Origin of the sequence: Sorangium sp. So ce362, from assembly GCF_051519845.1 — a bacterium.
GTDB lineage: Bacteria > Myxococcota_A > Polyangia > Polyangiales > Polyangiaceae > Sorangium.
Genome location: NZ_CP150332.1, coordinates 2,344,611 through 2,357,571, shown reverse-complemented (window position 1 = coordinate 2,357,571; position 12,961 = coordinate 2,344,611). Strand labels below are relative to the sequence as shown.

At 71.5% G+C, this 12,961-nt stretch carries 10 protein-coding genes; 4 read left to right on the top strand and 6 right to left on the bottom strand.

Features of this window, described 5'->3' with window-relative positions; translation table 11 throughout:
- Positions 1-4 precede the first annotated feature (4 nt).
- Positions 5-1,114, bottom strand: a complete 1,110-nt coding sequence (locus tag WMF17_RS09370; protein ID WP_437601617.1) for a DUF444 family protein — start codon at positions 1,112-1,114, stop codon at positions 5-7.
- 187 nt (positions 1,115-1,301) lie between these two features.
- Between WMF17_RS09370 and WMF17_RS09365 the strand changes: the two genes are divergently transcribed.
- The gene (locus tag WMF17_RS09365) at positions 1,302-2,039 is read left to right on the top strand and encodes a hypothetical protein (RefSeq protein ID WP_437648947.1); all 738 of its coding nucleotides are present in this window, start codon (positions 1,302-1,304) and stop codon (positions 2,037-2,039) included.
- Positions 2,040-2,074: 35 nt separating this feature from the next.
- Positions 2,075-3,061: a hypothetical protein gene (locus tag WMF17_RS09360; RefSeq protein WP_437648946.1), complete on the top strand. Its 987-nt coding sequence runs from the start codon at positions 2,075-2,077 to the stop codon at positions 3,059-3,061.
- Positions 3,062-3,993: 932 nt separating this feature from the next.
- On the opposite strand, the gene WMF17_RS09355 is transcribed toward WMF17_RS09360, so the two are convergent.
- From WMF17_RS09355 to WMF17_RS09340, 4 genes are all read right to left on the bottom strand, one after another.
- Positions 3,994-4,209 (bottom strand): hypothetical protein, encoded by a 216-nt coding sequence (locus tag WMF17_RS09355; RefSeq protein ID WP_437601614.1) that lies wholly within the window; start codon positions 4,207-4,209, stop codon positions 3,994-3,996.
- Positions 4,210-4,922: 713 nt separating this feature from the next.
- The gene (locus WMF17_RS09350) at positions 4,923-6,356 is read right to left on the bottom strand and encodes a carboxypeptidase regulatory-like domain-containing protein (protein ID WP_437648945.1); all 1,434 of its coding nucleotides are present in this window, start codon (positions 6,354-6,356) and stop codon (positions 4,923-4,925) included.
- A gap of 402 nt (positions 6,357-6,758) precedes the next feature.
- Complete coding sequence (locus WMF17_RS09345; protein ID WP_437601612.1) at positions 6,759-7,301, bottom strand: hypothetical protein; 543 nt, start codon at positions 7,299-7,301, stop codon at positions 6,759-6,761.
- Between the two features lie 49 nt (positions 7,302-7,350).
- Positions 7,351-10,509 carry a bifunctional [glutamate--ammonia ligase]-adenylyl-L-tyrosine phosphorylase/[glutamate--ammonia-ligase] adenylyltransferase gene (locus WMF17_RS09340; RefSeq protein ID WP_437648944.1) on the bottom strand — a complete coding sequence of 1,053 codons (3,159 nt, stop codon included), beginning with the start codon at positions 10,507-10,509 and terminating at the stop codon, positions 7,351-7,353.
- A 125-nt stretch (positions 10,510-10,634) separates the two neighbouring features.
- Between WMF17_RS09340 and WMF17_RS09335 the strand changes: the two genes are divergently transcribed.
- Positions 10,635-11,366 carry a metallophosphoesterase family protein gene (locus WMF17_RS09335; protein ID WP_437601610.1) on the top strand — a complete coding sequence of 244 codons (732 nt, stop codon included), beginning with the start codon at positions 10,635-10,637 and terminating at the stop codon, positions 11,364-11,366.
- A gap of 155 nt (positions 11,367-11,521) precedes the next feature.
- Positions 11,522-12,454, top strand: a complete 933-nt coding sequence (locus WMF17_RS09330; RefSeq protein WP_437601609.1) for a diguanylate cyclase — start codon at positions 11,522-11,524, stop codon at positions 12,452-12,454.
- A 127-nt stretch (positions 12,455-12,581) separates the two neighbouring features.
- Here the strand turns inward: WMF17_RS09330 and WMF17_RS09325 are convergent, their stop codons facing one another.
- Positions 12,582-12,959: a response regulator gene (locus tag WMF17_RS09325; RefSeq protein WP_012234398.1), complete on the bottom strand. Its 378-nt coding sequence runs from the start codon at positions 12,957-12,959 to the stop codon at positions 12,582-12,584.
- Positions 12,960-12,961: the final 2 nt, after the last annotated feature.

Here is a 12,961-nt window from a genome sequence, read left to right as displayed (position 1 = left end):
CGCTCTACTTTCCCTTCCCCAGGAAATCCTTGATGCTGCCCACGATGGCGTCCTTGTCCCTGATCTCGCTCACCACGACCCGGTCGTCGTGCGAGAAGTGCTCCTTCAGATCCTTGATGAACTGGCCAGAGCCGTACGGGCTCTCGACCTGCCCGTAGGCGAACATGTTGACCCGCGGCAGGAGCTGGTTCTTGAGCACGTCCACGCAGGAGAGCGTGTCGTCCATCGACCAGTTGTCGCCGTCGGAGAAGTGGAACGGATAGATGTTCCACTCGTGCGGCGGGTAGTCGTTGTCGATGATCTGAGAGCAGAGCTTGTAGGCGCTCGAGATCATCGTGCCGCCGGACTCGCGCGTGTGGAAGAACGTGTCCCGGTCGACCTCGCGGGCGATCGCGTCGTGGATGATGAAGCGCGACTCGAGGCCCTTGTACTGGCGCGTCAGCCACGCATCGATCCAGAACGACTCGATACGCACGATCTCCTTCTGCTCGTCGCCCATCGAGCCGGAGACGTCCATCATGTAGATGATGACCGCGTTCGCGACCGGCTCGGTGATCGTCTTCCACGAGCGGTACCGCTTGTCGTCCGGGATGGGGACCACCACGGGCGCCGTCGGGCGGAACGTCCCGCTGGAGATCATCCGCTTCAGCGCCTCGCGGTACGTCCGCTTGAAGTGGCGCAGCGACTCCGGGCCGACCCGGCGGATGCCCGAGTAGCGGTCGTGGGCGTTCGAGATCTTGCTCTTGCCCTTGTCCATGATGTCGGGCAGCTCGAGCTCCTCGCCGAGGATGCCGGCGAGTTCCTCGAGCGTGACGTCGACCTCGAGGAGGTGGTCGCCCTCGCCGCTGCCCGCCTGCCCCTGCCCGGGCTGCTTGTCGTCCGAGCCGCCCACGGGATCGCCGGGGTTGCCGTCGCCCTGCCCTACGCCGCCGCGCTGCTTGTCGCCGAAGCGGAAGCGCGGGATGTCGATCTGCGGAATGGGAATCGAGACGAGGTCCTTTCCCTTTCGCCCGATGAGCTCGCCCTGCGAAATGTACTTGCGCAGGTTCTCGCGGATGCGGCCGCGAACGATCTGACGGAAGCGCCCGTGATCCTGGTCGATCTTCAACGACACGCTGGCGAGTGTAGCATCGGAAGCGGCCCCGGGTCCGAACGTTCGGCAGGCCGCCGAGGTCTCCCGCACCGCCGTCTTGCGCTCCTCCCACCGCCGTCCCTTACCGCTCCGTCCTGCCACGCTTCACGCCGCTTTCCCCACGTCACGCCCGCCCGTCATGGACTGCGACCGTGATAGCCTCGAGCCCGTGCTTTCCCGAGCGCCCGCGCTGCTCCTGGTGGTCCTTCTCGCCCTCGCGGCTCCGGCCCTGGGCTGCGGCTCCCGCGAGCAGCTCGTCGGGCTGCCCGAGCTCGCGGACGCAGGGGGCGCCCCCGACGCACGTCCGGACGCGACGGTGTGCCGGGAGGACGGGCTCCCCTGCCGGGGCGCGGCCGACTGCTGCAGCGCCGCGTGCTCGCGGGGGATCTGCGGCGGCGGCAACTGCGCGCAGGACGGCGCGCCGTGCGACGCCCCGGGCGACTGCTGCACGGGGCTGTGCGCCGAGGGGATCTGCGGGCAGGGCTGCTCGGTCGACGGCGGCTGCGCCGGGGCGTGCTCGCCCGATGGCACCGGCTGCAACGGGGGCGCGGACTGCTGTTCCGGGCGCTGCAACGCGGGTGTCTGCGGCGGGTGCAGCCCCGACGGCCGGCCGTGCGCGGGCTCGGACGAGTGCTGCGACGGCAACTGCCAGAACGGCCTCTGCGGCGGCCCCGCCTGCCGGTCCGACGGGACAGCGTGCGGAGGCTGCGTGGCCGAGAGCTGCTGCGCGCAGCTCAACCAGTGCCTCACCAGCCTCGCCTGCGCCGAGGACGTGGCGTGCTTCTTCGGCTGCCTCGACGAGGGGAACGGCCCCGCGGTCTGCGGGTTCGAGTGCATGAACAGCCCCGAGACGTTCCAGCTGCTGCGCTGCGTGGGCAGGAGCTGCGGCGGCGGCGCCTGCTTCTGAGGGACGAGATGCGAGGGGCGATCGTGCGAGGCGCGATGGGAAAGGTGACCGCGCTGGCGTGGGGTCCGGTGCTCGCCGCGCTGGTCGCGGCGTCGGCGGCGCCCCTCGCGGAGGCCGCTCCGCCGCGGGCGCTGCCGGAGGAGGCCGCGCCGCGCGATCTCGCGGTGGTCGGCCTGCTCGTCGATCTCGAGAAGATGGTCGAGGTGCAGCAGTCGCTCGGCTGGACGATCGATCGGTACGAGATCGACGAGATCATGTCGCCGGCGCTGATGAGCGTGTGCTCGGCGACCGCGGAGACGCGCGCCGCCGCGCTCGCCGCGCTCGACCGGCAGATCCTCGAGCTCGGCGGGCCCATTGAGGAGGCGTTCCGGCGCGGCGGGGGCGATCTCGACGAGGTCGCGGATCTCCTGTTCGCGACGCGGGTGCGCGCGCTCCTCGCCGAGGCGATGCGCCGCGCGCGCGGCACCGGCGACGCGCCGGCCGAGTGCCCGTTCTGGCTCCGCCCTTCCCCGGCCTTCCGGGGGCGTGAGACCGACGCCTACCGGACAACGCTCAACGTGGAGGGGGGCGGCATCGTGGTCCTCGAGGGCGCGGCCGGCCGGGTCCTCCCCGGCGCCGGCGGCTCGGCGCGGATGCTGCTCGGCCACGGGCTCGACGAGCGCTGGACGTTCCTCGCCGGCGGCGAGTTCGGCGGCACGGCGCAGCTCGAGCAGACGGAGACCAAGACCCGCTTCCCCATCAGCTTCGTCGCCGCGCTGCCGATGGTGCTGCGGTACCACGCCCGCACCTGGCACTACGAAGGCGAGCTCGCCTCGCTCGCGTACTTCACCCAGGACGACCTGCGCTTGAGCCCGGGGCTGCGTGCCGGCGCGCTGGTCGGCGTCTCCTCCCTGCGGATGCGGGGCGTCATGCCGTGGGCCGGTCTCGGCATCGCGGTCGAGCACGTGCTCGAGACCCACCGGCGCCCCGCCCAGTGGAACCTCAAGGGCGGCATCCGCGTCGGCTTCGACTGGGATTTCTGAGCGCTTCCGAGCGGGTCTCCGGCGCCGATCTGCCGCGTGCCTGACGCGCAATAGGCGCTTTCGCCGGGGTGGGCTACAGCGATTCCTGATTTCGATTCCGGTACTTCCCGCCGACTTTCCGACCGGGAAAGAGGAAAGGCTGTGGCACCATGAGTCCACGAGCGAGCTCATGTCGAGAGAGCTCGGGGGGAGGGCTCAATGCCGAGAGGCGAGACAGCAAAGGATACGTCCAAGCAGCGGAAGCGGGTCGGGAGCGGCGAGCGCGAGCAGGCTTCGCCTGCGACGTCCCAGGGCGAGGCCGGTCGGACGGCGTCGGGCAGGCGGACCACAAAGGCCGCGGCCACCGGCGCGAGGACCAAGGCCGCGGCCACCGGCGCGAGGAAGACCGCGAGTCCGACCCGGCGCGCGACCCAGGCCGGGAAGGGGGCGCGCAAGACAGGAGCAGGCGCCGCGGCGCGGCCGGGCACGGCGCGGAGCAGCACTGCGGGTGCGGGGGCAAAGGCGGGGGCGAAATCGAGGACGGGCAGCGCGGCGAGGAAGGCGGCCGCCGGCCAGACGAGCCGGCCGCGGAGCGCCGCGGCCAAGAAAGCGGCTGCTACGAGGAAGCGGGCCGCAGCCGGCGGGGCGGCGGCGGGGCGCGCCCGGGGCACGGCCGGGCCGGCGGCGGCCGGCGGGCGGAAGACGGCGCGCAAGGCGGCGAGCACAAAGCGGGCGGCACCGCAGCGCGCCGGCGCGGCGAGGCAGCCGCCTGCCGGCGGGCGCGGCGGAGCGCGGCGGACGAGGTCAGCGCAGCCAGGCGCGCAGAGGGCCGGCCAGAAGCGCGCGACGGCCGGAAGGCGGTCGGCCAGCTGAGCCGCAGCGTCGGGCGCGCCGCGCGTCGCGGAGCGCCCGCCTGCATTTTTCCTGCAACAACAGATCCCAGCGGCGCCCGGTCAGGGCTGCGACGGCGACGGCTCGCCGACCATGAGGACCACCCATGTGGCGGTCAGGAAGTGGTACGCCGTCCCGCCGAGGCCCGGCAGCGTCGCCCCCCCCCGCGCGCGCCTCGCGCAGAGCGAGCAGCCCGCGTCACCGCGCCGGCCAGCGAGGTACCGGCGCGAGGACGGCGGCAGGGACGCAGGACAGACCTGAACTTCATCGCCCTCCATCGCTCCGCACATACCCCCCATCCCGCTCTGCGGCAGAAGCGCCTCCGCGCGCCCGGCCCCCTGCGATGCCCCGAGAGACCGCGGCGCGCGGCCGCCTTCGCGAGGCCCGCGCTCGATGGTCCCACATGCAGCCGCTGGCGTAGGGCGATGCTGGACCATCGTAGGAATGCTCCTTCGGGCGAGCCGAAACCAGCGACCCAGGCTCGGGAGTGGCACCGCATTGCGGCTGAGATTCATGCTAGCAGGATCCCCGGGCCATGCATGGATGACATTCCGTATGTGCGTGGTGCTTCCCACCGTGACAGCGTCTTGTCTTTGCTGTCGTCCTCCTTGCCGTCTTGCTCTGCTCAATCGCTGTCGCAGCGCGGCGAGGCAGAGCGGCGGAGTGGCTGGCAGCGTGAGCCTCCGGCCGATCGCGCGCAATGTGAGAACCGACGCTCCAGGGCTCACGGCCTCGCGCGTCAGGCGCAGCGGATCGCAGCAGGGTGTTCCGGAGAAGCGCTCAGGCATGGCCCGATGATGCCCGATGATGCCCGATGCTCGGCCGGTGGCGGGGCGCCCGCTTCCGGCACGTGGCCAAGCATCGTTTGCGTCAGCTCGGGAGGGGGACGACGTCTGTCGGGAGAACGCTGAGGTCCGTCATGCAGCCCTGGCAGAGGGCTCCGGGGCCGGCCCACGGAGGAGAGCGGGCCGGCGGAGTCGAACGGGGGGCGTCACTGCGGAATGGGAACCTGCGGCTCCTCGTCGTCGGGCACGATGCAGGACGACAGGTCGAACAGCATGAAGAGCAGCGCTTTCTCCTGAGGCGTCAGCTCCTCCTCGGAACACCCCTCCGGGAAGGGCGGGCCGGTGACGTCGCCCGCGGAGACATGGATGTCCGTGAACACGAGGCGCCCGCACTGCTGATCTTCGTCGACGCCGATGGGCGTGTTGAACGTGAAGTACTGGACCCCGGCCGGCTCAGGCTCGTTGTAATAGATCCACCGGGTCGAGGTGCCCTCGACCACGTCGTTCACCGTGTGCTGCGCCCCGTTGATCACGATCTCGCCGGGCGCGGTCGACGCGCCGACGTTGACGAGCCAGTCCGCCAGGGCTTGCCCCTTCGGAAGCGTGGTGTCCACGAGCGCCGTGAGGGGGCTCACCGGGTCCTCGTTGAAGTTGTCCCAGACCGCCGTGCTCGGGAACGGCGCCGGCCCCCGCTTCAGCCAGACGTTGTGCCAGTGGGACGCGAACACGCGTCCGCCCATCGAGGTGTAATCGACCATGGCCTGGCGCGCCGTCTCCGGCTTGTCCTCGACGTGCGGATCGGCCTCGCAGGCGAGGATCACCATGTCGTACTGGCGCAGGCTGTCGACGGTCCCCCAGAGGCTCGTGGCCGGCGTGAACTCCACACCTTGATTGAGGCCGTCCGCATACCGCGTCGTCACGGGGTGACCCGCGTCGCCACGGCCGGCAAACAGGTTGATCCGCCCTGTCCCGGTCTCCGGAGTGAACTCGCTCTCGTCGATCCCGAGCTTGCGCAGCAAGCACTCGAGCGGATCGGCGCCGCCCGTCGTGAGCGCGATCCTCGGGATGTGCCCCTCCGCCTGGCTGCGCGGCAGCCGGATGGTCCCGGCATCCGTCGCGGTGTCCTTGCACCTCTCGACCACCGGGACCGTGATCTCGCGCCGCCACTTGCCCACCTGGACGACGAGCGGGATGCTCTCGCCGACCGGCACGTCCTCCAGGATGAAGCTCCCTTTCGTGTCGGTCAGGGCCGTCACGAGGGGCGAGCCCGAGAGCGTCGCGCTGCATTGATCGCAGGTCGCGCCGTCGGTGAGCGGATCGAGCGGCGCATTCGGAACGTAGACAATCACGTTGTAGAGGGGCAGTCTGCCCGAGGGGTCGTAGACGGTGCCGCTCACCGTGGTCTTCGCCCCGTTCTCGCATTGGACCTGCTGGCATTCGAGGCCCTCGCACGAGCCGTTACCTCCCAGGCCGCCCCCGCCGACATTCGCCAGGATGCCACCGAAGCCGCTGCCAACGCCGCCTCCGTCTCCGCCCCCGCCGCCAGGCCCCGCGCCGCCGGATGCCAGGGTCGCCGTGCCTCCCGTATCGCCGCAGGAGCAGCCAGCGATGACGCCCGGCGCTACGGCGATCGCAGCCATCAAGACTCCCGCCTTGCTCGACCAAGTCAACATTTCGAGCCTCCCGGGCGATGCGAGCAAAGGTACCCTGCTGCCGCCCAGTCTCTATCGTAGGCCAGAGCGTAGAATTCGGGAAGTATGTCCAGCAAAGAGCAGGGATGAAGCGATAGTAGATTAAGGTGAACCCTGATACTCCTGACTACCGCCTCCGCGCAGGACGCGCCCACCTCGGCGTCGGACGGATGGAACAGCGGATCTCCGCGCCTGCGACATGTGCGCGACACGAACACACAACGGATCGACGCGTGGGTGATTGTGATGGAGCACGCCGCTCCAGCGGCTGCGCGCAATCGCGCCGCGAGCGCGGCCGGAGTTGACCGCGCGCGCCGGCGGCGCCCCGGGCCTTTCGATTCCGAGCGCCGTCTATTGTGGATCGACGCGCGTCAGCCCGAACCAGAGCACGACGTGCCACCCCCCCTGCCATTTCAACAGCACCGGCCCGATCGCGACCCCGGTCGACACGGTCCGCAGCTCGTCCTTGAGCGCGCTCACCGGCCAGGGATTGCCGAACGCCTTCTCGCTGTAGGTCAGCGCGAGCGTCGGCTCGCCGTCGAGCTCCGAGGGCACGAGCTGCGCCTTGAAGCGGCACACCTTGCTCCCGAGGACCACGTTCGTGCCGGAGTTGCCTCCATGGTCGAACTCATTCCCTTTCCAGGGCATCCAGCTCGACGCGAGCGCCCTGATCAGCGGGCGGGTCGCCAGGTGAACCCCGACCGTCGGCTGCAGGGCGAGCAGGCGCCCTCGCGGCGCGTCGCCGAGCTCCGCCGGATCCGCCGGCGTCCCTTTCCCGTAGATCTGCCTCAACGCATCCGGGTGCGCGCCGATGAGGCTGTCGAGGGAGGTCACCTGGGTGAACAGACGGCGCCCGACCGCCGCGCCTGCGTTCTTCTCGCTCTGGGTGTTCATCGGATCGCCTGACATTCCACCGCGCCCGGTCGAGGGTCAACGGCAACCATCAGCGCGCGTCGCCCGGCGCGCTCGCCTCCCCCCCGGACGCCGCGCTCGGCGCCGCACCGGGCGCGACGATGGCCTCGTACGCACGGCGGACGCGCTCGGTGATCGCGCCGTAGCGCGCGAGCAGCTCCCTCGCGGCCTCGGCCGCGGTGCGGCCCCGGATGCCCGTGCGCCGCGCGAGGAGCGGGACCCCGGGCGCGTTCTCCTCGAGCAGCTGCGAGGCGTCCGCGTGCACGATGCGGATCCGCTGCTCCAGCTTGCGCAGGAACGCGTGGCCTTCCCGGAAGATCTCGGCGTGCGCGGCCGAGAGGTACCCGGCCGAGGCGAGCGCGTCGATCGCCGCGAGCGTCTCGGTGGTCCTGACGCGCGGGTCGGCGCCGTGGCGGATCTGCAGGAGCTGCACCGCGAACTCGATGTCCGCGAGGCCGCCCCGCCCGAGCTTGAAGTCGCGGCGACCGCGGCGCTCGTGCGAGAGCTCGCGCTCCATGCGCAGCCGGAGGCGGTGGATCTCCTCGGCGATCCGATCGAAGTCGTCCGCCTGGAGGTACGCGGCCTCGTGCGCGATCGCCATCGCCTCCGCCCCGAGCCCGGGATCGCCGGCCGACGCGCGCGCCCGGATCAGCGCGAGGCGCTCCCAGATCGCCGCGTGGATGTGCCGCGCGGGCGACGGCTCCGGCTCCGCAGGCGCCAGGGCCGCCCCGTCCGCGGGGCGGATGCCGTGGTAGCGAGCGAACGAGTCGATGGACGTGACGAGCAGCCCCTGGCTGCCCGACGGGCGCAGGCGCGTGTCGAGCTCGTAGCCGGGGCCCGCCGCGTGCGACATCGAGATGAGCCGGATGATCTGCCGCGCGCGCCGCGCGTAGTAGGTGCCTGGATCCGAGCCGGGCCCCTGATCGCCGGACGGCGCGCACGTCGGATCGAACAGGAAGAAGACGTCCAGGTCCGAGCCGTAGCCGATCTCGCGCCCCCCGAGCTTGCCCATCGCGATCACGGCGAGCCCCCGCACCGGCTCCCCGGGCGGCGTCCCCAGCGCGAAGCGCGTCGCGGCCTCGAGCGACGCGTCGGCCAGATCCGAGAGCGCGAGCGTCGCCTCGCGCGTGCCGACCTCGCCGCTCAGGTCCGCGAGGCCGACCTCGATGGTGACGCGCGCCTTCGCGCGCCGGAGCGCGGCGATGAGCGCCTCCTCCGGATCGTCGTCCGGCGCGGCCTCGCTGAGGCTCTCCTCGATCGTGTGCCTGATGACGTCGGCGCTCGGCGCGCCGCGCGCGAACAGGACGACGTCGACGAGCTCGGGGTACCTGACCATGGCGTCGCCGATGAACGCGCTCGACCCGAGCGCCTCGACGAGCCTGCGGAGCGCGCGCGGATCGTCGCCGAGCATGCGCGCATAGACGGCGGAGTGCCTGATGCGGGAGAAGCACAGCCGGAGGAAGCGCGCGGCCTGCTCCGGATCGGCGGCGTCGACGACCGCGGCGAGCAGCGTCTCCGCGAGCGACGAGGACGCCTCGCGGCTGCGGGCGCCCAGCAGGCCATCCGGGTGGCGCGAGAGCTCGAACAGATCGTCGGCGACGTCGCGGAACCGCGCGGTCAGCGAGGCGTTCGCGCCCGGCTCGGGCGGCGCGCCGGCGGGCGGCGCGGTGAGCTCGGCCGCCGCGACGTCGGCGGCCGCGGCCTCCGGCTCTCCCCCGGCGCCGCCGAGGACGAGCACGGCGTGCTTCGCGAGCGCCTCGGCGAAGGCGTCGCGATCGCCGTGATCGAGCGCGGCCATCGCCTCGATCCACCGCGACGGCCGGGAGCTCCCCTTCGGCAGGAGCGACAGGAGCCGGGCCTTGATCCGGCTCCGGCGCTGCGCTGTGTCGGCGAGGAACGCCGCGGCGTCCTTGAAGCGCAGCGTCCGGGCGAGGCGCTCGATCTCCGCGTCGCTGTCGGGGAGCAGGTGCGTCTGCAGCCCGGTAGCGGACTGGACCGCGTGCTCCGCGCGCCGGAGCGCGAGGTAGCCCTCCACGAGCTCCCGCCCTTCCCGGTCGGTCACGTACCCGAGCGCGCGCATGCGCCTGAGGCCGTCGAGCATGCCCTGCGCGCGCGCCCGGGGCACCCGCCCTCCCCAGATGAGCTGCAGGATCTGCACGAAGAACTCCGCCTCGCGGATCCCGCCGGGGCCGAGCTTCAGGTCGCGCGACGCGTCGTGAGAGAGCTCCGCGCGGGCGCGCTCGACGAGCTCGATCATGTCGACGGCGAGCTGCGGATCGACCTGGCGCCGCCAGACGAACGGGCCGAGCACCCCGAGCGCCTCGGCGCCGAAGTCGAGATCACCGGCGATCTCGCGGGCGCGGAGCAGCGCGGCGCGCTCCCAGAGGCGGCCGAACGACTCATAGTAGCGCTCGGCGGCGGCCAGCGAGTTGACGAGCGGGCCGCTCCGCCCCTCGGGGCGAAGCCGGAGATCCACGCGCCAGACGAACCCGTCCTCCGTGACCTCCTCGAGCGTCGCCGTGAGGCGGCGCGCGACGCGGGCCCAGAAGTCGTGCAGGGTGACCGAGACGGCGCGGTCGCCGGAGGGGCCCACGTGCCCTTCGTCGGTGTCGTAGAGGTAGATCAGGTCCACGTCGGAGCCCGCGTTGAGCTCGTCGCCGCCGAGCTTCCCCATGCCGAGGACGACGAACTTCGAGCGCGCGCCGGTCGCGGTGCGCGGCTCTCCGAACCGCGCGGTCACGGCCGAGACGGCCTCCGCGAGCGCGACCTCGATGGTGGCCTCGGCGAGCGCGGTGAGCTCACGCGCGGTGACGTCGATGTCCGCGCCCCCCGCCGACGGCGGGAGCATCTCGCGCAGCGCGATGCGGATCCGCTCCTCGCGCGCGATGCGCCGGAGCTCCCGCCGGACGCGAGCGGCGTCCGAGACGTCGCCGATGCGGTCACGGATCCGCGCCAGGTAGGTGGCGCGGTCGCGGGCCGTCTGGTGCCCCTCCGCCGCGAGCCGCTCCGCCAACTCCGGATTTGCCTCGATGATCGCGCCGATCGCCGGGTAGGCGGCCGTGAGGAGCGCCGCGATGGCGAAGGCCATCGTCCCGGGGTGCAGGCGGGGCGCCAGCCGCGCCGCGCGGTCCCTCACGCGTTGCTCATCGATCGCGTTCGCGATCTCCAGGAGCCTCGAGACCTGTTGCATGGCCGGAGGCTAGCAAGTCCGCGGGGGCGCGAACCCCGGTTCCGCAGCGCCCGACCGCCAGTTTATCGCCGCCAGGCATCGCCTCGCGCCTTGGCGGCGTCGCTCTCAGATCCTATGCTCGCCGGGTGCGATTGCTCTGCGTTTCGGATATCCACGGCCACGCCGACGCGCTCGCGGCGGTCCTGGCGACCGCCGAGCGCCGAGGCTACACCCAGCTCCTGGTCGCCGGAGATCTCTGCTTTCCCGGCCCGAAGCCGCTCGAGACGTGGCGCCGGCTGACGCAGGCCAAGGCGGTTTGCGTACAGGGCGTATCGGATCGCGCCCTGGCGACACTGGACATCGACAAGGTCAGGCCGCGGAGCGAGCACGAGCGGGCGCGGCTCGATCGTCTGGCCCAGACGCGCACCGAGCTGGGCGAGCTGATCCTTGCGCGGCTGGCGCGGCTCGCCCCGACGTACCGCCTGCCGCTCGAGGACGGCGGCGAGCTCGTCCTGGTCCACGGCTCCCCTGCGGATCCGCTGGAGCCGATCTCGCACGACATGACGGACGAGGAGGTGCTCTCCCTCCTCGGCGACGACCCGGCGGATGTCGTGATCTGTGGTGGCTCCCACGTCCCGTTCGACCGGATGGTGGGCGGCGTGCGCATCATCAACGTCGGCTCGGTGGGTGAGGCGCCGTGCTCGGTGCGGAGCGACGTCGACCGGATGCGCGGCGGAGCGCGTCCTGCCGGCGAGCTTGTGCGCAGCGGGACCGTCTCCACCTACGGGGCGGGACACGCCGACGCGACGTTCGTCGAGCTCCGGGCGGGCGAGCTCTGGGTCGAGCAGCTCGTGGTGCCGCTCGGCAGGGCTGCCTGAGCGCTCCGGTGAGCGGGAGCGCCGCGGCGAGACGTTGCGAGACGCCGGAAGCGCGCGCGGAGCTCGTCGCGCATCCTACCGGGCAAGGAACATCGCCGGTGCCATGCCCTCCCGCTTGAACCTGTATCAAGGATTTAGGATCATCCTCAGGGAGCATGGGCAACTACTCCCCCGACGATGACTTCGAGGCCACGCGGGTGGCCAACGTTGGGGAACTCCAGAAGGAGCTCTCGGCGCGCTCGCCGAAGGATCGCGCCTACCTCATCGTGCTCGCCGGCTCGAACGTCGGCGAGATGTACCGGGTCGAGGGCGCCGAGATCGTGATCGGCCGGGCCGCGGGGGCGACGATCCGGCTGAACGACGACGGCATCTCGCGGCGCCACGCCCGCCTCCTCCAGATGGACAACCAGGTCCTCATCGAGGATCTCAACAGCTCCAACGGGACGCTGGTGAACGGCGAGCACGTGACGCGCCTCGCCCTGCACGACGGCGACAAGATCCGCCTGGGCTCGACGACGGTCCTCAAGTTCACGTACCACGACCACCTGGACGAGTCGTTTCAGCAGCAGATGTACGACGCCGCGCTGCGCGACGCGCTCACGAAGGCGTTCAACAAGAAGTACTTCCTGGACCGGCTGGAGAGCGAGGTCTCGTATGCGCGGCGGCACAGCGCGCACCTGTCGCTGCTCATGTTCGACGTCGATCATTTCAAGAAGATCAACGACACCTTCGGGCACCTCGCCGGCGACTACGTCCTTGCGAGGATCGCCAAGATCGCGAGCAACACGGTGCGGACCGAGGACGTGTTCGCCCGCTACGGCGGAGAGGAGTTCGGCATCCTGTGCCGCGGCGTGACGCTGGAGAACGCGGGCATCCTCGGCGAGCGGCTGCGCCTCCTCATCGAGGGGTCGCTCTTCGAGCACGAGGGCGTCCGCGTGCCGACGACGATCAGCGTCGGCGTCGCGGCGCACCCCGTGGTCCCGGTGCAGAGCGGCGTCGAGCTCATCGCCGCGGCTGACGAGGCGCTCTACGAGGCGAAGCGCACCGGCCGCAACCGCGTGCTCCTGAAGTTCGGCCCGAAGCCCTGAGCCTGGCGCGGGGCTCGCGGCGACGCCGGCCGTCGCGGCCGCGCGAGGGGCGCCGCGCTGCCCGGGCCACGTGGCCGGCCGCGAGAGCGCCGTGGCCCCGGCTGGCGGCGCAGGGCCGGCGCGAGCCTCAGTCGATCTTGAGGAGCTCCTTGACCTTGGCGATGACCTGCGGCGCCTGGATGGGCTTCGTGATGTACGCGTTCGCGCCGAGCTGCAGCGCGCGCTGGCGATCCTCCTGAGACCCCTCGGTGGTGATGATGATGATCGGGGTGTCCTTGTGGACCGGATCGGTGCGCACGCGCTTGACGAGCTTGAGCCCGTCCATGATCGGCATGTTGATGTCGGTGATGATCACGTCGTACTTGGTCGAGGCGAGCTTGCGGAGACCGTCGACGCCATCGTCCGCCTCGGTGACGCGGAGGTTCTTCACGCGCGCCAGCGCGAAGACCAAGAGCTGCCGCATCATGGGCGAGTCTTCAACGATCAGACACGAGTACTCGGCCATGA